Source organism: Murinocardiopsis flavida (genome assembly GCF_003014485.1).
In the GTDB taxonomy this organism is placed as follows: Bacteria; Actinomycetota; Actinomycetes; order Streptosporangiales; family Streptosporangiaceae; genus Murinocardiopsis; species Murinocardiopsis flavida.
In genome coordinates this window covers 104,002-126,616 of sequence record NZ_PYGA01000015.1, presented here as the reverse complement: position 1 = coordinate 126,616, position 22,615 = coordinate 104,002, and the positions used below count along the sequence as shown (strand labels likewise).

The 22,615-nt window shown below is 73.2% G+C and carries 17 protein-coding genes, 1 tRNA gene and 1 other RNA gene; 6 read left to right on the top strand and 13 right to left on the bottom strand.

The features are described 5' to 3' along the window. Positions 1–8: 8 nt before the first annotated feature. From CLV63_RS20560 to CLV63_RS20550, 3 genes are all read right to left on the bottom strand, one after another. On the bottom strand, positions 9–506 hold the full coding sequence (locus tag CLV63_RS20560; RefSeq protein ID WP_106584789.1) for a phosphoribosyltransferase: 498 nt from the start codon (positions 504–506) through the stop codon (positions 9–11). Positions 507–637: 131 nt separating this feature from the next. Then, entirely contained in the window at positions 638–2,113 is a 1,476-nt protein-coding gene (locus CLV63_RS20555; RefSeq protein ID WP_106584788.1) for an AAA family ATPase, read from the bottom strand. A 168-nt stretch (positions 2,114–2,281) separates the two neighbouring features. Continuing rightward, complete coding sequence (locus CLV63_RS20550) at positions 2,282–3,046, bottom strand: transposase (RefSeq protein ID WP_211301395.1); 765 nt, start codon at positions 3,044–3,046, stop codon at positions 2,282–2,284. A 48-nt stretch (positions 3,047–3,094) separates the two neighbouring features. Here CLV63_RS20550 and CLV63_RS20545 point away from each other — a divergent pair, with 48 nt between their 5' ends. Further along, positions 3,095–4,714, top strand: coding sequence for a hypothetical protein (locus CLV63_RS20545; protein ID WP_146165621.1), 1,620 nt, complete (start codon positions 3,095–3,097; stop codon positions 4,712–4,714). Positions 4,715–4,794: 80 nt separating this feature from the next. On the opposite strand, the gene CLV63_RS20540 is transcribed toward CLV63_RS20545, so the two are convergent. Beyond that, complete coding sequence (locus tag CLV63_RS20540) at positions 4,795–5,379, bottom strand: helix-turn-helix domain-containing protein (RefSeq protein WP_106584786.1); 585 nt, start codon at positions 5,377–5,379, stop codon at positions 4,795–4,797. Positions 5,380–5,441: 62 nt separating this feature from the next. Between CLV63_RS20540 and CLV63_RS20535 the strand changes: the two genes are divergently transcribed. Continuing rightward, complete coding sequence (locus CLV63_RS20535; RefSeq protein WP_106584785.1) at positions 5,442–6,389, top strand: alpha/beta hydrolase; 948 nt, start codon at positions 5,442–5,444, stop codon at positions 6,387–6,389. Between the two features lie 158 nt (positions 6,390–6,547). After that, on the top strand, positions 6,548–7,387 hold the full coding sequence (locus tag CLV63_RS20530) for a CPBP family intramembrane glutamic endopeptidase (RefSeq protein ID WP_106584784.1): 840 nt from the start codon (positions 6,548–6,550) through the stop codon (positions 7,385–7,387). A 113-nt stretch (positions 7,388–7,500) separates the two neighbouring features. Here CLV63_RS20530 and CLV63_RS20525 read toward each other — a convergent pair. Further along, positions 7,501–7,588: transfer RNA gene (locus CLV63_RS20525), tRNA-Ser, on the bottom strand. A 113-nt stretch (positions 7,589–7,701) separates the two neighbouring features. Between CLV63_RS20525 and ffs the strand changes: the two genes are divergently transcribed. After that, an RNA gene (gene ffs, locus CLV63_RS20520) (signal recognition particle sRNA small type) lies at positions 7,702–7,797 on the top strand. 166 nt (positions 7,798–7,963) lie between these two features. After that, positions 7,964–10,114, top strand: coding sequence for a DNA polymerase III subunit gamma and tau (locus CLV63_RS20515; protein ID WP_106584783.1), 2,151 nt, complete (start codon positions 7,964–7,966; stop codon positions 10,112–10,114). 79 nt (positions 10,115–10,193) lie between these two features. On the opposite strand, the gene CLV63_RS20510 is transcribed toward CLV63_RS20515, so the two are convergent. The 8 genes from CLV63_RS20510 to CLV63_RS20475 all read right to left on the bottom strand — a co-directional run bounded on the left by CLV63_RS20510 (position 10,194) and on the right by CLV63_RS20475 (position 21,711). Further along, positions 10,194–10,844, bottom strand: coding sequence for a DedA family protein (locus CLV63_RS20510; RefSeq protein WP_106584782.1), 651 nt, complete (start codon positions 10,842–10,844; stop codon positions 10,194–10,196). Next, a complete protein-coding gene (locus CLV63_RS20505) occupies positions 10,841–11,500 on the bottom strand; it encodes a class I SAM-dependent methyltransferase (RefSeq protein WP_106584781.1) in 660 nt (219 codons plus the stop codon). The genes CLV63_RS20510 and CLV63_RS20505 overlap by 4 nt, the downstream gene beginning before the upstream one ends. Positions 11,501–11,875: 375 nt before the next feature. Beyond that, positions 11,876–12,505, bottom strand: coding sequence for a TetR/AcrR family transcriptional regulator (locus CLV63_RS20500; protein ID WP_245928945.1), 630 nt, complete (start codon positions 12,503–12,505; stop codon positions 11,876–11,878). A 42-nt stretch (positions 12,506–12,547) separates the two neighbouring features. Beyond that, positions 12,548–15,187 (bottom strand): PEP/pyruvate-binding domain-containing protein, encoded by a 2,640-nt coding sequence (locus CLV63_RS20495; RefSeq protein WP_106584780.1) that lies wholly within the window; start codon positions 15,185–15,187, stop codon positions 12,548–12,550. A gap of 10 nt (positions 15,188–15,197) precedes the next feature. Further along, the gene (locus CLV63_RS20490) at positions 15,198–16,766 is read right to left on the bottom strand and encodes an MDR family MFS transporter (RefSeq protein ID WP_106584779.1); all 1,569 of its coding nucleotides are present in this window, start codon (positions 16,764–16,766) and stop codon (positions 15,198–15,200) included. Between the two features lie 656 nt (positions 16,767–17,422). Continuing rightward, entirely contained in the window at positions 17,423–18,661 is a 1,239-nt protein-coding gene (locus tag CLV63_RS20485; protein WP_106584778.1) for a CaiB/BaiF CoA transferase family protein, read from the bottom strand. A 95-nt stretch (positions 18,662–18,756) separates the two neighbouring features. Next, on the bottom strand, positions 18,757–20,277 hold the full coding sequence (locus CLV63_RS20480) for a carboxyl transferase domain-containing protein (protein WP_106584777.1): 1,521 nt from the start codon (positions 20,275–20,277) through the stop codon (positions 18,757–18,759). A gap of 123 nt (positions 20,278–20,400) precedes the next feature. Then, positions 20,401–21,711 carry an SLC13 family permease gene (locus tag CLV63_RS20475; RefSeq protein ID WP_106584776.1) on the bottom strand — a complete coding sequence of 437 codons (1,311 nt, stop codon included), beginning with the start codon at positions 21,709–21,711 and terminating at the stop codon, positions 20,401–20,403. A 152-nt stretch (positions 21,712–21,863) separates the two neighbouring features. On the opposite strand from CLV63_RS20475, the gene CLV63_RS20470 reads away from it, so the two are divergent. After that, on the top strand, positions 21,864–22,565 hold the full coding sequence (locus CLV63_RS20470; protein ID WP_106584775.1) for a FadR/GntR family transcriptional regulator: 702 nt from the start codon (positions 21,864–21,866) through the stop codon (positions 22,563–22,565). Positions 22,566–22,615 lie beyond the last annotated feature (50 nt).

The window sequence follows — 22,615 nt, the reverse complement described above, 5'->3', positions numbered from 1 at the left end:
CCGGGCGGTCACGCGTCGCGGACCTGGTCGGGGCGGTGGACGACGGGCGGCAGGACCGACCACGGGAAGTTGATCCACTGATCGGTGCGCTTCCACACGTACTCGCACTTCACGAGGGACTGCGACTTCTCGTAGACGACCGCGCTGCGGACCTCGGCGACGTGCGCGGCGCAGAAGTCGTGCACGAGCTTCAGGGTCTTGCCGGTGTCGGCGACGTCGTCGGCGACGAGCACCTTCTTGCGGCTGAGGTCGACCGCGTTGGGCACGGGCGGCAGCATGACCGGCATGTCCAGGGTCTCGCCGACCCCGGTGTAGAACTCGACGTTCATGACGTGCAGGTTCTTCACATCCAGCGCGTACCCCAGGCCGCCTGCGACGAAGAGCCCGCCGCGGGCGATCGAGAGGATGATGTCGGGCTCGTAGCCGTCGTCGGCGATGGTCTGCGCCAGTTCGCGCATCGCTGTCCCGAACAACGCGTAGGTGAGGTCCTCGCGCTCGTCGCCCATTCCTGCTCCCCCTGTCGAGGTCGTGCCCCATCGGCCGGTCGGCCCCGGTACGGATCCAACCAGACCCGTTCCCCGAGGCGGACCACCCCCGCCACGCCGCGCGCGGTGGGGGTGCGCCGGAGGGTTCGTTCTCAGCTCCCCTGGCCGTACAGGGTCGGCAGATCGACCAGCAGGATGTCAGAGGAGGCATCGGCAGCGGAGCGTGCCTTGTCGTTGAAGCCTGCTCCACTGAAGCAGATGAGCCGAGTGCGGCCGGTGTCGTATTTCCCCGCGCGGGCGATGAGTTCACGGATGTGCTGGAGGCGCTCGATGTGGGCGATGCCCATGGTGTCGTTCCACTTGGCCTCTCCGATCGCCAGCAGCGGGGGTTTGGCGCCGTCGGCGACTCCGATGACAGCAGCGTCGACCTCGTGGCCGGTGCGGGCACTGGGGTCGTGGACGACACCGTGTCCGACGCGGGCGGGCAGGCCGCCGAGGAGTTCGGGGTCCGCGTGGTGCAGCGCCCATTCGCGGCAGACCTGCTCGAAGTGGGGGCCGAGGACGTTGTTGGTAAAGCGTCGGCGGCTGGCCTGCCAGACGCGTGCGGCGCTTCCGGGGCGTTCCAGCTGGTCCCAGACCGGGCGCATGATGGCGTGGTAGAAGCCGACCAGCGGCTCTGCGATGCGGTAGGTGGGGCGGTTGTTGCGAAAGGCGTCTGAGTCTCGTTGCAGCAGTCCGGCGTCTTCGAGGACGTTGATGGGGTGCGCGACGTCGGTCGCCTTGCGTTCCAGGTAGCCGGCGATTCCACCGCGGGTGGCGTTGCCGTCGGCGACCGCTGCCAAGACCGAAAGGTACAGAGCCGTGTCGCGCAGGTCGGGTTCCTCGGCAAGGAGGTACCGGGCCTCACGGAACAGGGGTGTCTCGGGATTGAGGACGGTGCGGATGACCCAGGCGTCGAAGTCCTCGGGACCGGTCGGGCTGTCGCCTCGGGCGAACTCGCGCCGATAGGCGGGAGTGCCGCCGACGATCGCGTTGACCTTCAATGCCAGGCGGGGGTCCGCGATGTTCCAGAATTCGGCGGCGAGGCGGTGGTCCAGCGGCCTGACCACCAGTTCCAGCCCGGCCCGGCCACGCAGCGGGGCATTGCCGGAGAGAAGCCTGCCCATGAAGGACAGGGCCGAGCCGCACAGCAGCAGTCGGCTGCGGGAACCCGTGCGCTGCTCGCGCTGCGGCCGGAACGCCTCCTGGATGAGGGACGGCAGCTCCGGATTGGCTCTGGCGAGGTAGGGGAACTCGTCGATCACCACGGGCACAGGCCGTTCGGCACCGAGAGCGAGGAGGGCGTCGACGGCTTCCGCCCAGTCGGCGAAATGGTACGGGCTGGCGGGCCGGACGTGTTCGGTGAGCGCGGTGCTGACCCTGCGCAGGGACTCGGCGTCGGTTGCCTCGGTCGCGCCGAAGTAGAAGCCTCCCGCGACGCGGCAGGCGGCGTCGAGCAGGTAGGTCTTGCCTTGGCGGCGCCGACCGGAGACGACTCCGAGAGTGGCGCCCGGCTGCGGGTCATTGATGAACCGGTCCAAGGCGGCCCATTCGTAGCCGCGGTCGAACATCTCGACGGGCTTGTCCACAGGGTCGTCTCCTTGTATAGAAGTACGTTTCTATAAATTGTACTTCTATGTTCGAGCGAGTGTGTTCCGCGTGGTCGCCTGCTCTCATCGGCGCAGGCGAACCGGACGCGAACTCCGGGCCGGGGCATGGCCGGCATGTCCGGCCGGGTGGGGAAGCTCCTATAGATGTCAAGCGGCTTGCAGGAGCTGTTCTTCGGTCAGATGCTGGCGCGGTAGATGCTGGTAGGTCTCACGGGCCACGTAGCGTTTGAGGCATCGGATGACGTCCTTCTTGGACATTCCCTCGGCGGTGCGCCGGGCGACGTAGGCACGGGTACGGGCGTCATAACGCATCCGCACCAGCACGATCGTGTGCAAGGCCTTGTTGGCCTGGCGGTCACCGCCGCGGTTGAGCCGGTGCCGGTGCGTGCGCCCCGAGGACGCCGGGACCGGAGCCGCCGCGCACAGATGCGCGAACGAGGACTCACCACGCAGCCGTTCGGGGTTGTCCCCGGCGCTGACCAGCAGCTGCCCGGCGGTCTCGGGCCCTACTCCCTTCAGGACGACCAGATCCGGAGCCGTCCGGCACACCAGGTCGGCCAGATCGGTGTCGGCCTCGGCGATCTCGGTGCTCAGCGCTTGATGGCGGCGGGCCGGACGGCGCAGCGCGACCAGAGCCGCCGGGGCGGGACGGGCCAGATCCCCGCTCGGACGAGACCGGGCCAGCGTGCTGATCAGCCCGCTGGCAGGCAGGCCGCGCACCTTCTCACGCACCGCTTCGGGGGCGGTGACGATCAGGGTGCGGATCTGGTTGATGGCCTGAGTACGGGCCTTGATCGCCGAGGAGCGCGCCACCCGCAGGGCACGGATGGCCTCCACAACACCGTCACGGGTCTTGGGCGTGCCACTGGCCCGCCCCGAGAGCACCGCGGTAGCGGCGGCGTAGGCGTCCACCGGGTGGACTCTTGTCCCGCAGGGACCGTTCGGCAAAACTGTGACGGCATGAAGGACGATCCTGCGGATGGTGTCCACAACGAGATCACGGGCGACGCCCACTCCGTGGTCCAGGCGCGCGACATCCACGGCGATGTCGTATTCCACGCGGCGGCCCCGCGTGAAGGCGCCGACCCGCGCCCGCTGGTCCTGGCGGGGGCCGTGCACACTAACCCCGTTGAACTGGCCGCGACCGTCCGTGCCAACTGGAGCACAGCCCGGCGGCGGTTCGTTGCGAACATGGGCACATCGGGGGCGCCCTCCGAAGGATGGCGGGACCTCGCCACATGGCTGCGGAGCTTCGACGATCCCGAGGCCGACGATATCGAGGGCCGGATCGAACTGATCGACCGCCGGTTGACCGGAGGCACGCTCCCCCCGGACGTGAAACTGCTCTACCTGCTCCGCTGGCTCGACCCGAACGGTGAGGCGGTGTACCGAGGGCATTCCGTGACCGTCGAGCGGCTGGCCGAGGTGGCGCTGCGCCGCCGCCTCGCCCCCGATGGGGCTGACGCGCGCCTCTACGAGGACCTGCACAAGCACCGGCTGCTCGACGTCTTCGCCGGGTTCGCGCGGCTGCGCGGACTGAAAGGCAAACAGCGGGACTGGGACGACGCTCGCAAGCGCTGGCACATCATCCTTGAGCAGTGCAGCCACATGCCGCGCGACGTGCGGCGTACGGCAGACAGGGACGCCCGTCGCCCGCTGCTCGCCACCGTACTGCCCCCGCCCGCGAAGAGCTTGCGGCCCGCCGATGTGTTGGCACAACCCTCGGCTGGTTCCGTCGCGTGGTTCGACGAACTGATCTCCAAGGCCGGCGGGGCTCGGAGCCCGTTCGGCATGGTGGCGCAGTTCGTCACCGGCGAGCTTGCCTCGGCGTACGCGAGTCGGCAGCGGGCCGACGGCGAACGCGCGCGGCAGGACCGTGAGGCCGACCGGCAGCGGCGCGAGGCCGGCGAGGAGCGCGCTCGGCTCCAGCGGGAATGGGCCGATTACGAGTCCGGCCTGCACACGCCTGCTGCCCGTTTGCTCTCAATCGGCCGTGCCGCGGTGTGGGTCTCCCTGTGGAGCTGCCTTGCGTTCGCGGCCGTATCCCTCCTATGGGTCGCGATGTGGGATTGGACGTGGCAGTGGGGTTCGGGGACGGCGTCCGCGCTGTGGCTGGCGGGTACGCACATCGCCCTTGCCGCGGTGCCCGCGGTGTGCTTCCGCGCCATTGCGGCGTCCGCGCTCGGCGGTACCTACCGTCCTCCGATCCTGCGGCCGGCGCAGTGGCTTCCCACCCGGCGCCCGGATGCCGTGCGGCTGGTGGTCCGACTCGCCCTTTTCCTCGGAATGGCCTACCTCGCCGGGGCGCTGACGCACGACTTCCTGGCCGCGATCGAGAAGTCCGGCCTGCCCAGAGGCCAAATGGGCGCCGTTGCGTTCACCGACATCTCCCCGTTCGGCAACGTGATCAGCCTCCGCGACGTCGGCTCGCAGATGGCCCTCGGCGAAGGGCTGTCGGCCCTGTGCTTCGTCCTGGTCTCGGTGGCCGTGTTCGTCCTGGCGCCCCTGTGGGCGGGACGAGCCCGTCGGTGGGACGAGGCGCACCAGCAGCGGGTACGCGAGTACCAGGCGGGCCGATGAGCCGCCGATCCTCCGCATGGGCCATTCCGGCGGCGGATGGGGTGATCAGGAAAGGAACCGTCTGACGGCGAACGAACCGATCAATCGGTGGCCTGGTCGGTATCGGCGTTCGCGCCGGGGACCTCGCGGGAGGCTTTTCCGGGGGTGTCGGGGACGACGGCGAAGCTGACGATGTGGCGGGTGCGTCCGTCGTCCGGGGTGCTCGCGGCGCGCGTGGTGACCGCCCTCTCGAACTCTTCGACCAGTTCGGCGAACTCCTCGCTGGTCAGCCATGCGGCGCCCTGGCGGTAGACCAGGCCGTCGGCCGCGGGGTCGGCGTCGTCGCGGGCGAGGTAGCGGCCGAAGTCCGCGAGCAGCGTTCCCGAGAACGCGGTGACCGCTTGCCGGTGGTCGTCGCGCGTCATCGTCGTCCGGTCGTCCTCGCCGACCAGCGCCCTTTCCTGGCGTACCTGGTAGCTGCGCTCGATCGTGCCGCGGACGCGCTTCTCGCCCACCACCTCCAGCACCTCCGCGTCGGCGAGCACGGCGATGTGCCGGTACATCGTCGCCGGGGCGATGTCGGGGAGGCGCTCGCGGAGCTGCGCGGTGGTCAGCGGCTCGGCGCCGAGCAGCGTCTGCATGATGCGCATCCGGACGGGGTGCAGAAGGAGATTTGCGGTTGCCATGACTCTATGGTCTCATATTTGAGAACGTTCTCGATATTGAGAACAATGGGAAGGCGGAGCTTGTGCGGCACATCGACATGCCGGTCGGCGCGGACGACGCGGTGACCCTGGCCGGAACGCTGACCCTCCCCGAGGGCCCCGGCCCGCATCCGGCGGTCCTCCTGCTGCACGGGTCCGGACCGATGGACCGCGACGGCAACGCCGCCGGGCTCCGCATGGACCTGGGCGCGCCGGTCGCCGCCGCCATGGCGGCCGAAGGGATCGCCGTACTGCGCTACGACCGGCGCGGGGCGGGCGACACCCCCGGCGACTGGCGGGCCGCCGGATTCACCGGCAACCGCCGCGACGCCGCGGCCGCGGTCCGCGCCCTCGCGGCACACCCCGGCATCCGGGCGGACGCCGTCGGCGTGGTCGGCCACAGCGAGGGCGCCCTCCACGCCATGGCCCTCGGCGCGCAGCCGGGCGTCAAGGCACTGGTGCTGCTGGCCGGGTTCGCCCGCGTCGGGGAGGACGCCTTCCGCCGGCAGGCCCGGTCGATCTCCCGCGGCCTCCCCGCTCCCGTGCGGATCCTGCTGCCGGTCCTGCGCCCCCTTGCCGAACGGCTGCTCACCCGCGTCAAGAACACCACCACGGACGTGGCGCGCGTCGCCGGGCTGCCGGTGAACGCCCGGTGGATGCGGGAGATGCTCCGCCACGACACCCGTGCGGACCTGACCGCCGTCGAGGTACCCGTGCTTGCCGTCACCGGCGCCAAGGACATCCAGGTCGACCCCGCCGACCTGGACGAGATCCGCCGCCTGGTGCCCGGCGGGGCCGAGGTCCACCGGGTCCCCGACCTCACCCACGTGCTGCGCCTCGACCCCCGGCCGCACTCGGTGCGGTCCTACCGCCGGCTGCTGCGCGACCCCGTCGACCCCGACCTGCTGGCGCTGGTCGCCGGGTGGCTCGGCCCCCGCCTCCGGGACGCGCCGCGCGAGCCGGGCGCCGCGGAGCACCCGGCGTCGCCCTGAGGGCGGGCGGAGGCCCCGCCGCCCCCGCCGCCCCGCGGCGGCGCCCGCACCGCCTCCGGCCCACCGCGCGGCCCCGGCCGCACGACGACCACCACTGATCACCCCCTGTGGCGGGAACACCGCGTTCCGCCACGCGAACCCCGCAAAGGACACACACCATGCCTACGACGACCCCCGCGCGCCGACCGAGCGGCCTCGTCCTCTTCTTCGCAGTCACCTTCGGCACGAGTTGGGCGTCCTGGCTCCTCGCGATCTGGCTCGGCGGGCCCGCGATGTCCGCCCCCGTGGCCATCCCCTATGTGTTCGGCGCATTCGGCCCGATGGTCGGCGCGCTCGCGGTCCGGGTGCGCCGCGGCCGCCGCGGCGAGCCGGCCCCGGACCACGTCGTCCGGCTTCGCCCGAAGATCCTGCTCTGGGCGCCGCTGCTGATGGCGCTGGCGTCGGCGAGCGTCGTGGGCGGCGCGCTGATCGGGCACGAGCTGGGCGCGCCCGCCGTCACCACGGCGAACGCACAGGAGCTGTTCCGGATGGCCGGCGGCCCGGTGCCGTTCCTCATCAGCATGCTGCTCATCGGCCCGCTGTCCGAGGAGGCCGGGTGGCGCGGCACCGCGTACCCGCGCATGCGGGCGACCGCGGGCCGTGTGCGCGCCGGCCTGGTGCTGGGCGCCGTCTGGGGGGTGTGGCACCTGCCGCTGTTCTTCATCAACGGGACCGTGCAGGCCGATCTGGGTATCGACAGCCTGAGCGGCCTGCTGTTCGCACTCAGCTTCATCCCGATGACACTGCTGATCAACCACGCCTACGACCGCGCGGGGACGTTCGCCGCCGTCGCGGTGCACTTCGCCGTCAACACGACCATGGTGCTGGTGGGCGTCCAGGCGCCCGTGGCGATGGCCTACGTCTTCACCCTCGAGATCGTCCTCGTGCTCGCCCTGCTGGCCGCGCACCGCCCGGCCAGCATCCCGGCCGCGCGGCACGTCGACCACGCCGCCGTCTGACCGGCCGCGATCGGGATCGCCCCGGCGGCCGACTGAGACCAAAACTGAGACCACGCACGACGAAGGCCCCGGCCGGTTTCCCGGTCGGGGCCTTCGAACAGCCCGGTGAAGGCTGGCGGAGGATACGAGATTCGAACTCGTGAGGGGTTGCCCCCAACACGCTTTCCAAGCGTGCGCCCTAGGCCACTAGGCGAATCCTCCGCCGACAACTCTACAGGGAGGGCGGCAGTGGTCCGTACGGGTTTTCCTGCCGGTCGACCGGTGGACGCCGGGCGCGGTGGCGCAGTGGGGGCCGGAAGCGTATAGACTCAGGGGCAGACCCCTCGTGTGGCGTCACCTTATGAACCTCCCCAGGGCCGGAAGGCAGCAAGGATAAGTAAGCTCTGGCGGGTGCGCGGGGGGTCCTTTTTGCGTCCTCGCACCTCATTCGCTGCCGCAGCCGCCCCGGCTCTGCCGCGTTGCGGTGCGGACTGTCGCCGGTACGCGGTTCAATAGGGTGCGTTGACGCCAACCAGTGGGCTGATCGCGTCGTGTGCCCGAGCAGGGCCGGTCCGCGGAGGGAGCAGTGAGCGCACCGTGAGCATCGCGCTGTATCGCAAGTACCGGCCGGCGACCTTCGGCGAGGTCCGGGGCCAGGAGCACGTCACCGACCCGCTCCGGCAGGCGCTGCGCAACGGCCGCATCAACCACGCCTATTTGTTCAGTGGGCCGCGCGGGTGCGGCAAGACCTCCAGCGCCCGCATCCTGGCGCGCTCCCTCAACTGCGAGCAGGGCCCCACGCCCGACCCGTGCGGGCAGTGCGACTCCTGCGTGGCGCTCGCGCCCGACGGCGGGGGCAGTATCGACGTCATCGAGATCGACGCCGCGTCGCACGGCGGTGTCGACGACGCCCGCGACCTCCGCGAGCGCGCGTTCTTCTCGCCCGTCGGCTCGCGCTACAAGGTCTACATCATCGACGAGGCGCACATGGTGACCCGCGAAGGGTTCAACGCGCTGCTGAAACTCGTCGAGGAGCCGCCGCCGCACCTCAAGTTCGTCTTCGCCACCACCGAGCCCGAGAAGGTCATCGGGACCATCCGGTCGCGCACCCACCACTACCCGTTCCGGCTCATCCCGCCGAGCACCCTGCGGGAGCTCATGGAGCAGGTCCTCACCGACGAAGGGGTGACGTTCGACCCCGCTGCGCTGCCGCTGGTGGTGCGCGCCGGTGCGGGGTCCGCGCGCGACTCCCTGTCGATCCTCGACCAGTTGCTCGCGGGCTCCGGCGACGACGGCATCACCCGCGAGGGCGCCGTGGCGCTGCTCGGCTACACCGATTCCGGGCTGCTCGGCGCGATGGTCGACGCCCTCGGCGCGCGCGACGGCGCGGCGGCCTTCGAGCTGATCGACCGCATGGTCGAGGGCGGCCACGACCCCCGCAGGTTCACCGCCGACCTCCTGGAGCGCACGCGCGACCTCGTCGTGCTCGCCGCGGTGCCCGACGCCTTGCAGAAAGGGCTCATCAACGTCCCGCCCGACGACGTCGAGACCATGCGCGAGCAGGCCGCGCGGCTCGGCCCGGCCGCGCTCACCCGCGCGGCCGAGGTGCTCAACACCGGCCTCACCGAGATGCGCGGCGCCACCTCGCCGCGGCTCCTGCTGGAGCTGCTGTGCGCGCGGGTCCTGCTGCCGGGCGCGGAGTCCGGCGGCGACACCTCGGCCCTGCTCACCCGATTGGAGCAGGTCGAGCACCGGGTCGCGAGCGGAGCGGTCGCGGCCCCGCAACCCACGGCAGCCCCGCCACCCGCAGCGGTGCCGCCCGCGCCCCAGCGGCGCGCATCGGAGCAGCCCGCTCCGCAGGCCGCCTCGCAACCCGTCCCGCAGCCCGAGCCCGATGCGCCCCAGCCGAGCCGGGCCGATGTTTCCCGTGAAACCCCTGCTGATGCCGCCCCGCGGCCGTCGGGTGTCGCGCAGGACGACCGCCCGCAGCAGCCGCAGCGCCCGGAATCCTCGGGGCCGCAGCGCCCGTCCGCCGATGATTGGGACGCGCCGTCCGCTTCGGGCGGCGGGCAGGCCGCCCCGCGGCAGGCCGCCACGGGCGGCGGTGCGCTCAACCTCGGCACCGTCCAGAGCGCGTGGGGCCGCATCATGGAAGCCGTCAAGCAGGGGCGGCGGTTCACCTGGATGATCCTCACCGCCAACAACGTCACCGTCATGGGTGTCGAGGGCAACCAGGTCCAACTCGGCTTCGAGCGTCCCAACGACGCCCGGGGCTTCTCCAACAGCGGCAGCGACAAGGTGGTCGCCGAGGCCATCAGGCAGGTCCTCGGTGCCGAGGTCCGGGTGACCGCGGCGGCCGCGTCCGGTCCCATGCCGCCGCCTCCCGCGCAGCGCCCGGCCTCCCCGCCGCCTGCCGAGGAGCCCGTCCGGTGGGACGCGGAGCCGCGGCAGCCCGAACCCCAGCAGTCCCGGCGTCCCGATCAGTCCGCGAACACCGGGCACGAGCAGCGGCCGCCCGCGCCCGAGCGCCCGCCGGACATCGAGCCGCCCGACGATTTCGGGCCGCCGCCCGAGGACTTCGGCCCGCCCGACGACCTCCCGCCCGACCGCGGCACCGCCGCCCCGAGCGGCTCCGCGCCGCCCGCCGCGCCCAACGCCGAGGAGGAAGCGCCGGGGATGTCGGGCATCGCCCTGCTCCAGAGCGAACTGGGCGGCACGGTCATCGAGGAGATCGACCACCAGGCGTGATCCCCGCCAAGGGCCGGCCGACCCGGTCCCGGTGTCAGGTGAGCCCGACCACCTGGCGGTGGTGGTCGGGACCCGGGGGCTATGGTTCCGCGGGTTCGGCGGCCGGTTCGGGGGCGGGTTCGGTGTTCGGCGCGGATGCGGCGGGGCGGCGGGCGCGGCGGTACAGGTGCAGGGCCGCGAAGGCCGCGACCACCAGGACCGCCGCGGCGATGTTGACCCCGTTGGCGAACAGCTGCTGCGCCTGGGCGCCGAGGACGTAGCCGCCGGTGGTCAGGGTCGCGGCCCACACGACCGCCGAAGGCGTGTTCGCGAGGCTGAACGCCGGGTAGCCGACGCCGGACCAGCCGGCCAGCCGCGGTGTCAGCGCCCGCGCGGCGAACAGCCACTGCCCGGCGGCGACGGCGGGGACCCCGTGGCGTTCCACGAAGCCCCCCGCCCGCGCCCACCCCGCCGCGATGATCGGGGGGATGACCGGGGGAGCGGAGCGGCGCCGCCACCGCCGTCCGTTGCCGTAGCCGAATTGCGCGCCGACGACCGCACCGAGGATCGCCGCGGTGAGCGCCGCGGCGAGCGTCACGAACCCCGACTGCGCGAAGAACCCCAGGGCGAGCAGCACCGCTGTGCCGGGGATGAGCATCCCCGGGAGCAGGGTGCCCGCCTCCAAGACAAGGAGCAGCGCCGCGACCGGGAGCAGGAGGCCGGGCGGCAGCGCCTCCAGGAGGTCCTTCACCGGGCCGGGCTGGTGCGGCAGACGTAGGTTCGCGCCGGGGGCATGTTGCGCCAGACGGTGCGGGTGAGGAGGACTTCGTCGAAGACCCGCTCCAACCGGCGGCGGAACAGCCGTCCCTGGAGGGTGGAGATGCCGTGGTTGTACACGATGGTGGTGAACGGCGCGCCGGGGCGGAGGGCCCGCGCGACCTCGGCGAGGACCCGGCTCTGCTGCTCGCCGGTCATGAGCGTCCACGGCAGCGCGCTGACCACGGCGTCGAGTTCGCCGACATCGTGCTCGGCGAGGAGGGCGCGCAGGTCGGCGGCGTCGCCGTGCACGACGTCGAGCCACGGCTTCGCCTCGCGCAGGTGCCGCACCATGTCGGCGTCGAGCTCGATGGCGATGTGGGTGGATCCCGGTGCGAGCCGTTGGTGCACGACGTCGCTGACGGATCCCGTTCCCGGGCCGAGCTCCACGACGGTCGCCGGGCGGGACGCCGGGACCACCTGGGCGAGCGCCCGGCCGCCCCACGCGGAGGTGGGGAGGACGGCGCCGACGCGGCGCGGCCGCCCGGCCGCGACGCGGACGAAGGCGGCGTACTCGCCCGCGAGCGAGGCCAGCCGGTCGCGCAGCGGTGCCCCGGACGCGGGGCGTTCACGGCCGGGCTGCTCAGGCATGCGTGCGCTCTCGTCTCGTCGGCGGTGCTGATGCGATACCCGGCGGTCGCGGATACCGTCCCAAGTTACCCGAGGCCGGTTCGCCGGGGTGAGAGGCCCACGGCGGTTCGAGCGAAGCCACTGCCGCCGGCGCAGGGCGCGCGGCGCCATGGCATGCCATGGCCGCCAGGGCCCGGCGGGCGCAAGGCCGCCGCCCGCGGTGGCCCGGGTCTGGCGGGAACACCGCGGCGTGGTGCTTCGTGCCGCCGGGTGCTTTGCATGCCCCTACTGCGCCCGCTTCGCGGATTGTCGCGCAGCGGGGACCCGCGACGGCAGCCGACCCCCGTTGTCGCAGGGTTCCTCGGGGCCGCGTTGACCACCGCTGTTGTAGCGGTACTAGTCGGCGGGGGCGGCGAAGAGGGGGACGATGACCTCGTCGACGATCCCGACGATCACGTGGTCGGGGACCGGTGCTCCGTTGAAGAGGAAGTGGTAGCGGAGCAGGGCCGACCCGGTCTCCAGGCGGCGCGGGGTGGCCGACCCCGGCGCGCACTCGCCGCGCTCGACCGCCCGGCGCACCAGGACGCCCATGACGTTCGCCCCGTTGCCGCGGACCCGTTCGCGGACCTCGGCCGCGCGCTCCTTGTCGGTGAGGACGTCGGTGAGCAGCCCGCGCATCGCCTCGCCCGCAGGCCCGTCGAGCAGGGCGCCCGTCTCGCGCAGGACGCTGAGCGCGTCCTCGCGGAAGCTGCCGGTGTCGGGCAGCGTGTCGGGGTCGGGCAGGTTCTCGTAGATGGCGTCCATGATCAGGTCGATCCGCTGGGGCCAGCGCCGGTACAGCGACGCCTTGCTCGCCTTGGCGCGCACGGCGACGGCGTCCATGGTGAACCGGGCGTACCCCACCTCGGCGAGTTCGGCGAGCGCCGCCGAGCGGATGGCGGCGTGCAGCTCCTCACCGCGCCGCCGGGGCCCCTTGCGGTGGTCGGTGGGCGGTGGTCGGCGCCCTGCGATCCCAGGGTTCGTCACAGCGGAAGGGCCTCACGGGATTGGCGGCGGGTCGGGTCGATTCTACGGAGCACCGGTGGCACCGGTTCCGGTATCGGCGGCGGTCACGGTGCCGCGGTCGCCGTCGACGGTGACGAGCAGGCCGTCGGCGAGCGCGGCGGTGCCTTCGCGGGTGCCCATGACGGCGGGGATGCCGTACTCGCGGGCGACGATCGCCGCGTGCGAGGCGAGCCCCCCGGTGTCGACGACGACGGCGGCGGCCCGCTGGAACAAGGGCGTCCACGCGGGGTTGTTGTAGGGACAGACCAGGACCTCGCCGCTGCGCAGCGTGCCGAAGTCGGCCGCGCGGGCGATGACGCGGACCCTGCCGGTCGCGGTGCCCCCGCTCGCGGGGGTGCCGTTGGCCAGCGTGTCCGCCGAGTCGCCGGAGGCGGGGAACACGGCGGTGAGGTCGATCAGCCGGACCCCGGCGAGTTCGGCGCGCTTCGCCGACCGGGCGAGGACGGTGCGGCGCAGCCGCTCGGCGTCGGCGGCGGGCAGCCGCCCGGCGTCGCCGATGGCCTCCAGTTCGGCGAGCCGCAGGTGGAAGACGTCCTGCGGGGTGTCGAGCACGCCGGCCCCGTGCAGGCGGCGCCCCATCTCCAGGAGGCTGCGGCGGATGGCGGGCAGCAGCCTGGTGCCGTGGAAGTGGGTGTCCTCGCGGATGGCGACGAAGCTCTGCGCGGCGCGGACGGTGCGCAGCGCGCGGGAACGGCGCGCCGCCGAGCGCAGGGAGGGGTGGTCGAGCAGCCGTTCCTCGGCGGCGCCGTTGCGGCCGTCGGCCGCCTCGGCGACCCGCTCCTCGGCGAGGACCTTGACCAGGCCGATCACCACCTCGGGCGCCTCGACCCAGGTGGGTGCGGAGATGAGCAGCGGGCTCGCGGTCTCGCGGTGCCCGTACTCGGCGAGGAAGTCCGTCAGGCGGTCGGCGAAGCCGCGGAACCGCGCGTCGGTGCGCACCGACGCGAGGACGTCGGCGGCCTCGGCCCCGGTGAACGCCGCGAGCAGGGCGGGGTCGTCGCGGACCGACCGCGCGAGTTCGGCCAGAGCGCTGTTGGCGTCGCGGGTCCGGGTCGGGGCGCCCGCCATCAGGTCGGCCATCAGGTCGCGCCTGCGGAGGCGGACGAGCAGCAGCCGGAGCCGCAGCAGGGAGAGCGCGCCCCGGGGGAAGTAGTCGATGCGCAGGGCGGAGATCGCGTCCATCAGCTCCAGGTCCGCGCGGGGGTACCGGCGCAGCTCCGACCAGGGGGTCTCGTGGAGGTCGCGGGCCGTCCGCTCCTCGGCGACGCGCTGGAACGCGGCGAAGCGCGGGTCCGCCGTCCACCGGGCGGGGGAGAACCGCCACGCCCGGTAGCCGAGCAGGGCAGGCGCCGCGAGCAGCTTCACCGTGGGACGCGGGGCCGGCGGGACGAATCCGGCCACCACGCCGTCCTCCTCGGGGAAGATCCGGTCGAGCCGGGGGAAGCGGACGCCCACGCTGGCCATCATGCGCCGGACCATCTCCAGCGGGCCGTGCTCCATCCAGCTGGTGCGGTCCAGCGGGTAGGGGCGGGTCGGGAGCATCTCGACGAGGAACGGGGCGACCCTGCGCTGGATCGGGTTGAGCCGCAGCGGGGGCGGCGGCAGCGCCGTCATCGGGCGGGCCTGGAGCAGGTGGACGGCGCCGCGGGCAGCGGCGGCCGTTCCGGGTGCCGCGGTGTCGGGGGCGGCGTCGGGCGCGTACGCCCATTCGATGTCCTGCGGCCGCCCGAAGTGCTCGGCGGCGGCGACCGCGAGCCGCACCAGTTCGCGCAGCACGGGGTCTGGCAGCCGCCGCGCCGTGCCGTCGCCCGCCACCTCCTCCGTGCCGCCGCCCGCGGCGCCGCGCACGACGACCTCGCCGCCGCCGGGCCGGTAGTCGCGGACCCGCCCGTCGCGGCCGAGTACGTAGTGGTCGGGGGTGACGAGTCCGGACACCACCGCCTCGCCCAGGCCGACCCCGGCGTCGACGACGACATCGCCGCGTGCGCCCGTGACGGGGTTGGCGGTGAAGAGCACCCCCGCCGCCGCGGCGGGCACCATGCGTTGGACGACGACGGCGATGCGGACGTCGTCCGACGGGATGCCCCTGGCGCGGCGGTAGGCGATGGCGCGGTCGGTCCACAGCGACGCCCAGCAGCGGGCGACGGCGTCGAGTACGGGGCCGTCGCCCTCGACGTTGAGGAAGGTGTCCTGCTGGCCTGCGAACGCCGCCCCGGGCAGGTCCTCCGCTGTTGCGCTGGAGCGCACGGCCACCGGCCCGCCGCCGAGGTCCCGGTACCCGCTGAGGACGGCGGCGCGCAGGTCGGCGGGGATCTCCGCCGCGGCGAACGCGGCGCGGATGGCGGCGCCGCCGGGGTCCGCGCCGCCATCCGCGCCGGCACCGCCCGCCGTGCCGGCACCGGCGAGCGCCGCGGCGATGGGCGCGGCGAGACCGGCGCGTTCGACCAGCGCGGTGTAGGCGGCGGTCGTGACGACGAAGCCGGCGGGGACGGGGAAGCCGCGGCGCACCAGCTCGCCGAGGTTCGCGCCCTTGCCGCCCGCAGTGGCGAGGTCGTGCGCGCCGACGTCGCGCAGCGGTGCGGTGAGGCGGTCGGCCGCCGCGGGCTGGGGCCGGGTGGAGGTACCGGTGTCGGGTCCGATCATGGCGGCGCTCCTATGCGTCTCTGGTCGTGGCGGGGTCGGGGGCGTGCTCGGGTTCAGGGGCGGCGATGTCGACGTGCGCCTCGGTGCGCAGCGGCCGGGCGGGGAGCAGGACGGCGAGCAGGAACGCGAGTGCCAGCAGCGGCACCGCGTACCCGAACACCGGGGGGAGCGCCGCTCCGAACGCGTCGCCGACCGATGTGCGCAGCCCCGCGGGCAGGGTGCGCACGAACCCGGGTGTGAGGCGGTCGAGGTCGCCACCGAGCCGGTCGATGACTGTCGCGGGCACCCGTTCGGCGAACCGGTCGGTGATCAGCGCGCCCATGACGGCGACGCCGACCGAGCTGCCGATCTGGCGGAGGAAGGTCACGGTGGAGGTGGCGGTGCCGAGGTCGCGGTGGGCGACGCTGTTCTGCACCGCGAGCATCGTGACCTGCATGACCAGGCCGATTCCCGCGCCGAGGAGCAGCATGATCGCTGCGGCGGCGGCGGGGCTGCTGCGGGCGTCCAGTGTGGCGAGCAGCGCCATGCCCACGGCGGCGGTCGCGGTGCCGATGACGGGGAACGGCTTGTAGCGGCCGGTGCGTGTGATGAGCCACCCCGAGAGCGCCGTGGTGCTGAGGATGCCGACCATCAGCGCGATGAGCAGCCCGCCGGATCCCGTTGCAGAGGTGCCCATGGCGATCTGGAAGAAGGCCGGCAGGTAGCTGAGCGCGGTGAACATCGCGAACCCGATGAGGAAGCCGATGGCGCCGGGGATGGCGAAGGCCGGGTCGCGGAACAGGCCGAGGGGCAGCACCGGGTCGCGTGCGAACCGCGCCGTGCACAGCCACCCGGCACCGGAGAGGACCAGCGCCGCGACAAGGGCGGGGGTCGCCCACGGCGGCCAGGGGCCGGCGGTGCCCGCGCCCGAGGTGAGCAGCACCAGGCAGACAACGGTGGCACCGAGGGCCAGGGCGCCGCCGTAGTCGACGGGCCGCCGCTCCGGCGGCGCGGGCAGGCGCAGGGTGGCGGTGAGAACGGCGAACGCCAGCACGCCCAGGGGCAGGTAGAGGTAGAAGATCCAGCGCCACGAGAGGTGGTCGATCAGGACGCCGCCGAGCAGCGGCCCGGCGACCGCGGCGAGGATGTAGGCGCCGCCGATCAGGCCGAGGTAGCGGCCGCGCTCGCGCGGGCTGACCACCTCGCCGATGATCGCCTGGGCGCCGATCATGAGCCCGCCGCCCCCGGCGCCCTGCACCGCGCGGAACACCACCAGCTCCGTCATCGTGTCGGCCTGTGCGCAGAGCGCGGCGCCGAGCAGGAACACCAGGATCGCGGCCTGCATGACCCGCTTGCGGCCGAACGCGTCGCCGAGCTTGCCGTACAGCGGCATGGCGACCGTCGCGGCCACGAGGTAGGCGGTGACCACCGTGGAGAGCAGCCCCAGCCCGCCGAGTTCCCCGGCGATCGTGGGGAGGGCCGGCGCCATGATGGTCTGGTCGAGCGCCGCGAGCAGCATGGCCAGCAGGACTCCGGGGAGGATGGCGCCGACGCCGCGCGGGCGGCGCGCCCGGCGATCCGCTGCGGTGCTGGACGGCATGCGGCCTCCTCCTGGCAGGGGAGCGCGCGCCTGCACGCCCATTAGAGTACGTTGAGTTCTCTAATTGCGAGAGTAAGCGACACCGGTAGAAAACGCAACGTTCTCTAACTGTTCAATTCCCGGAAAAGCGGCGTCGTCCGGCCGGCTGCCGGCGCGGGGTACCGGACCACGGCGCGCGGGTGCCCCTCCCCGAGTGGGGCCGGCGACAGGTGGGAACGGGCCGGTTGTGTTTCGGCCGTCGCTGCTGCGCAGGCTCACCGGCAGCCTTGCCTCTGTCGGCTGTGGTGAGCGAAATCTGGCAGTTGAACGTGTGGAGGGCGGGTGGCCTTGCGCGCGCGGGTCCCGCTGCTCGTGTGGGCGCTGCGGGGACCGCGGTGCATTGGAGCGATGTGAAACGTCGCGGTTCGTGGTTGTGCACCAGGCCCAGGGCGGCGCGGAACCCTGACCGGAGGGTGCGGGCCGAGATCGCCGGTCCCACTGGAGTCGGGGGCGAGGCTGCCGGAAAGCCTGCGCAGCAGCGACGGCCGAAGTGCATCGTGATCTCTGAGCGCCTGGCCCGGGCCCGAGCGGCGCACCGTTGACCTGCTCGGCCACTGAAGGCGGGCGCCGCTTCGGCGCCGGAGCGGTCCACCGCTCCGGCGCCGTGCGGGCGGGGATCAGGCGTCGAGGGAGTCCAGCCAGGCGCGGACCTTCTTGTTGTGCTCGCCGAGTCCGGGCGGGGGGAGGTGGCCCGCCTGCTGCGCGGCTCCCGACCCGGCAGCGGCGGTCCCCGGCGTGCCGTCCGCGGGCGCGGCGTCCCCGGCGGGCCGGGGCGGGTCGAAGCGGAGCGCCGAGCCGGGGAGTTCGATGGAGCCGAGTACCGGGTGGTCGACGTCGATGACCAGGCCCTGGGAGCGCGCCTGCGGCCACTCGTAGACCTGGTCGATGCTGCGGATGGCGCCGCACGGGATCCCGATGGCGCCGATGCGCTCCAGCCACTCGTCGCGGCCGCCCGTTGCCAGGACGGCCTCGATCTGCGCGGTCAGCTCCGGCCGGTTGGTGACGCGGTCGGCGTTGCGGGCGAACCGGGGGTCGCCGGTGTCGAGACCGAGGAGTTCGGCGAACCGCGCCCACTGCACCTCGCTGGCGACGGCGACCTGGAGTTGGCCGTCCGCGCAGGCGAACGCGCCGTAGGGCGCGATCGAGGGGTGCTGGTTGCCGATGGGGCCCGGCACCTCGCCCGCGACCGTCCACCGGGTGCCCTGGAAGGCGTGGACGCCGACGATGGACGACAGCAGGGAGGTGCGCACCACGCGACCGGCGCCGGTCTTCTCCCGCTCGTACAGTGCGGCGAGGACGCCCTGTGCGGCGTTCATCCCCGCCAGCAGGTCGCCGATCGGGACGCCGACCTTGGTGGGCTCGTCGGGGCCGGGGCCGGTCAGGCCCATGAGCCCCGCCTCGCCCTGGGCGATCTGGTCGTAGCCGGCCCTGCCGCCCTCGGGGCCGTCGTGGCCGAACCCGGTGATGGAGCAGACGACCAGGCGCGGGTTGAGCTCGTGCAGCCGGTCCACGTCGAAGCCGAGCCGGTCGAGCACGCCCGGGCGGAAGTTCTCGACGAGGACGTCGGCCGCGCGCACGAGTTGCGTGAGCCGGCTGCGCCCGTCGTCGGACTTCAGGTCCAGCTCGATGGACTCCTTGTTGCGGTTGCAGGAGAGGAAGTAGGTGCTGACCGGGTCCTCGTCGGGGCCGACGAACGGCGGCCCCCACCCGCGGGTGTCGTCGCCGGTGCCGGGCTGCTCCACCTTGATGACCCGCGCGCCCAGGTCGCCCAGCAGCATCGCCGCGTGCGGTCCCGCCAACGCTCGGGACAGGTCCACCACAACGGTCTCTGCCAGTGGTCCGTCGAGTCGCGCCATGCTGGTGCTCTCCTCTCGATACATCCCGGTCGGCTCCATCCTTCCGGCTGGGTGTGCGCGGCGCGTCGGCGGGGCCGCCGACGTCCGCCGGGCGCCTACTGGGGGAGTCCGAGGCGGCGGTAGCGCGCCCACCGCGCCCGGGTCCTGGCGGCGGGGTCGGCGCCGATCAGGCCCGCGAGTTCCGTGTGCACGGCCGCGCCGAGCCGCAGGCAGAACGCCTCGGGTTCGTCGGCGGCGTCGTCGTGTTCGGCGACGATCCGGTCCACGACCCCGTTGGCGCGCAGGTCCACCGACCGCACGCCTTGGGCCGCGGCGAGCTCCGGTGCGCGGTCGACCGTGCGGTGCACGATCGCGCTCGCGCCTTCGGGCGGCAGCGGGGACAGCCAGGCGTGCTGGGCGGCGATCACCCGGTCGGCCGGTGCGAGTGCGAGCGCGCCGCCGCCGGTGCCCTGGCCCAGCAGCACGGCGACCGTGGGCGCCTCCAGGGTCACCAGCTCCGCGAGGCAGCGGGCGATCTGCCCGGCCATGCCGCGCTCCTCGGCGTCCTTGGACAGCGCCGCGCCGGGGGTGTCGATGACGGTGACCAGCGGCAGGCGCAGTTCGCGGGCGATGCGCATGCCGCGCCGCGCCTCGCGCAGCGCGGCCGGGCCGAGCGGGCGCTCCACGGACTGGCGGTCGCGGTCCTGGCCCAGGACGACGCAGGGGGCGTCGCCGAACCGGGCGAGGGCGAGCAGCAGCCCCGGGTCGGACTCGCCGTCGCCGGTGCCGTTGAGCGGGACGACGTCCGTCGCGGCGTGCCGCAGCACCCTGCGCACGCCGGGCCGGTCGATGCGGCGGGAGCGGGTGATGGAGTCCCAGGCGGGGATGTCGGGGACCGCCTCGTCCGCTGCCTCCTCCGCCGGTGCCCCGCTTGGGGCGGACGGCCGCGCGAGCAGGACGTTGAGGGCGCGGTCGGCGATGGCCGGGACGTCGCCGGGCTGCATGACCGCGTCGATCAGGCCGCTGCGGTACAGGTTCTCCGCGGTCTGGACCCCTTCGGGGAAGGGCCGGTCGTACAGCGCCTCGTAGACGCGCGGGCCGAGGAAGCCGATCAGCGCGCCCGGTTCGGCGACGGTGAGGTGCCCTTGGGAGCCCCATGAGGCGAGGACCCCGCCCGTCGTGGGGTGGCGGAGGTAGACGAGGTAGGGGAGTCCGGCGCTCTTGTGCGCGGCGATCGCGGCCGAGATCTTCACCATGGACAGGAACGCGAGGGTGCCCTCCTGCATACGGGTGCCGCCGGAGGCGGGCGCGGCGAGGAGGGGCAGCCGCTCCGCTGTGGCGTGCTCGACGGCCTCGACCAGGCGCTCGGCCGCCGCGATGCCGATCGACCCGGCGAGGAAGCGGAACTCGCAGGCGACGACGGCGACCCTGCGGCCGCGGAGGAGCCCCTCGCCGGTGATCACGGCCTCGTCGCAGCCGCTGCGTTCGCGGGCGGCGGCGAGTTCGGCTGCGTACTCGGGGCCGGGGTGCACGTCGATCGGCTCGGTGTCCCAGGAGCGGAAGGTGCCGGGGTCGAGTGTCGCGGTGAGGAGTTCGTGGGCGCCCAGACGGCGGGGACGCTCGCTCGGACGCGCCATGGCGGTCTCCTCCCGGAGGCTCGATCGGATTACTGGACTAGCCAATAATCCAATTTGGTCAAAGTCAAGCCCGCGCCGGCGCCGCGGGGCGCGCACCCCTGCGGCGCCGGCACGGGCGCCGGTTCACAGCCAGCCGGGCACGACCAGGACGCCCCACGCGATCAGCGGTCCGACCAGCACAACGATGGCGCTGTAGATCAGGATCTGCCGGTAGAACCGGTCCGGGTCGACACCGGACGCGTTCGCCAGGACCAGCGCGCCGTTGGTGGAGAACGGGCTGACGTCGACGATGGTCGAGGACACCGCGAGCGCCGTGATCAGGCCGACCACGCCGATCTCACCCTGGAGCAGGAACGGCACCGCCAGCGGGATGGTCGCGCCGAGGATCGCCGTGGACGAGGCGAACGCGGACACGATCGCGCCGATGTAGCAGAGCAGCAGGGCGACGAGCATCGGCGCGCCCAGGCTCGCCGCGCCGTTGCCGACGTACTCGATCGTGCCCGCCTCCTCCATCACGCCGACGAAGGTGAGCATCCCGGTGATCAGCAGCACCGTCGACCAGCTGATCTGGTTGATCGCGCCCTTCTGCGCCCTGGGGGACAGCAGCGCCAGGACCACGGTCACCGTGATGGCGACGAAGCCGACGTCGATGCCGAACCCGAGGGCGAGCACGCCGAGCGCGATGATGCCGACGATGGTCGCGGCCTGGTCCCACCGGAACCCGGCCGCCGGCGCGTCCCCGGCGGCGGTCCCGTCGGGAGGGCCGTCGCCGTTCGCCGTCCCGCCGCCGGCGCCGACGGCCGCCGTCTCGAACTCCCTGGCGTGGACACCGATGAGGCGGTGCCCGCCCAGCGCGAAGAACAGCACGAGCGAGATCGCGATGTTGAACAGCAGGCTGCCGAAGAACAGGGTGAGCGGGGCGAGGGTGAGGTCGCTCTGCGCGACGATGCCGTTCACGGTCACGCCGTAGACGCTCGCCGGAGAGAACCCGCCGCCCTGCGCGCCGTGGACCACCATCATGCCCATGAGCAGGGGGTGGATCCTGTACTTCGCGGCGAACCCGAGGGCGATGGGGGCGATGATGGCGACCGCAGCGGGGCTGAGCGCACCCACCGCCGTGAGCAGGGCGGTGATGGCGAACATGATCCACGGGATGGCGATGACGTACCCGCCGACGAGCCGCACCGCCCCGCGTACCAGCAGGTCCACCGTGCCGTTGTTCTTCGCGATCGCGAACAGGTAGGTGACGCCGACGAGGGTGAGGAACAGGTCGGCGGGGAACCCGCCGAGGATGGTCTCGGCGTCCATGGCGAGCGCGAGCGTGCCCACGAGGAACGCGGCGACGAACGCCAGGGCGCCGATGTTGACGGGGAGGGCGGTGGCGATCACGAACATCGCCACGAGGACGACGATGGTGAGGAGTTGTGGAGACATGGTGGACCGATCAAGGGGGCAAATGGTGATGTAGGTGAGCTGTGATGCAGCTCATTTGGATCAGTGGCCTAGCCAATATGCCGGATATCATCCTGTCAAGTCCTCCCCCACGAGGTCCCTCCCCCGAGTCCGGGGAATTCCCGAAGGAACCCATGACCGCCAAGCCGACGCCGCGCCCACGCCCCCTCGCCCGTCCCCGCCTGTACGAACAGCTCGTGGAGCGGCTGTGCGAGTACATCCGCGAAGCCGGACTGGGCCCCGGCGACCGACTCCCCTCCGAGCGCGAGTTCGCCGCCGCGCTCGGCGTCAGCCGGGTCTCGCTCGGTCAGGCACTGGTCGCCCTGGAGGTCCAGGGCATCATCGACGTTCGGCACGGCGACGGCGCCGTCGTCCGCTTCACCCCCACCGAGGAGCAGGTCCTCCGGGTGCTCCGCGACCGCGACAACCGCCGCGCCGAGATCATCGAGGCCCGCCAGGCGCTGGAGGTGAAACTCGCCGAACTCGCCGCTCGGCGCCGCAGCAAGGCCGACATCGCCGAGATCGACGACGCCATCGCCGCCATGGGCGCGGAGGTCGAGTCCGGCGAGCGCGGCGTCACCGGCGACGAGCGCTTCCACCTCGCCATCACCCGGGCCGCGCGGTCCGGCCTGCTGGCGCGGATGATGGAGGAGATCTCGCCGATGATCCTGCAAACCCGGGTCGAGTCGCTGTCCCAGCCCGAGCGGCCCGCCGCCTCGCTGGCGGGGCACCGCCGCATCGCCGACGCCATCCGCGCCGGCGACCCCAAGGAGGCGGCCGAGGCCATGCGCGAACACCTGCACATGGTCTCCGACGTCCCCTCGCTGCCGGAGTGAGCGCCGCAGGGGCGGCGGGCACCGCGCGCCGGGACCGCGCCGGCGGCCGC

Bases quoted from the DNA above. Each gene is read 5' to 3' on its own strand.
- CLV63_RS20480 (WP_106584777.1), bottom strand. From the start codon at position 20,277: ATGGCGCGTCCGAGCGAGCGTCCCCGCCGTCTGGGCGCCCACGAACTC.
- CLV63_RS20490 (WP_106584779.1), bottom strand. From the start codon at position 16,766: ATGCCGTCCAGCACCGCAGCGGATCGCCGGGCGCGCCGCCCGCGCGGC.
- CLV63_RS20560 (WP_106584789.1), bottom strand. From the start codon at position 506: ATGGGCGACGAGCGCGAGGACCTCACCTACGCGTTGTTCGGGACAGCG.
- CLV63_RS20485 (WP_106584778.1), bottom strand. From the start codon at position 18,661: ATGGCGCGACTCGACGGACCACTGGCAGAGACCGTTGTGGTGGACCTG.
- CLV63_RS20545 (WP_146165621.1), top strand. From the start codon at position 3,095: ATGAAGGACGATCCTGCGGATGGTGTCCACAACGAGATCACGGGCGAC.
- CLV63_RS20475 (WP_106584776.1), bottom strand. From the start codon at position 21,711: ATGTCTCCACAACTCCTCACCATCGTCGTCCTCGTGGCGATGTTCGTG.
- CLV63_RS20540 (WP_106584786.1), bottom strand. From the start codon at position 5,379: ATGGCAACCGCAAATCTCCTTCTGCACCCCGTCCGGATGCGCATCATG.
- CLV63_RS20530 (WP_106584784.1), top strand. From the start codon at position 6,548: ATGCCTACGACGACCCCCGCGCGCCGACCGAGCGGCCTCGTCCTCTTC.
- CLV63_RS20495 (WP_106584780.1), bottom strand. From the start codon at position 15,187: ATGATCGGACCCGACACCGGTACCTCCACCCGGCCCCAGCCCGCGGCG.
- CLV63_RS20470 (WP_106584775.1), top strand. From the start codon at position 21,864: ATGACCGCCAAGCCGACGCCGCGCCCACGCCCCCTCGCCCGTCCCCGC.
- CLV63_RS20505 (WP_106584781.1), bottom strand. From the start codon at position 11,500: ATGCCTGAGCAGCCCGGCCGTGAACGCCCCGCGTCCGGGGCACCGCTG.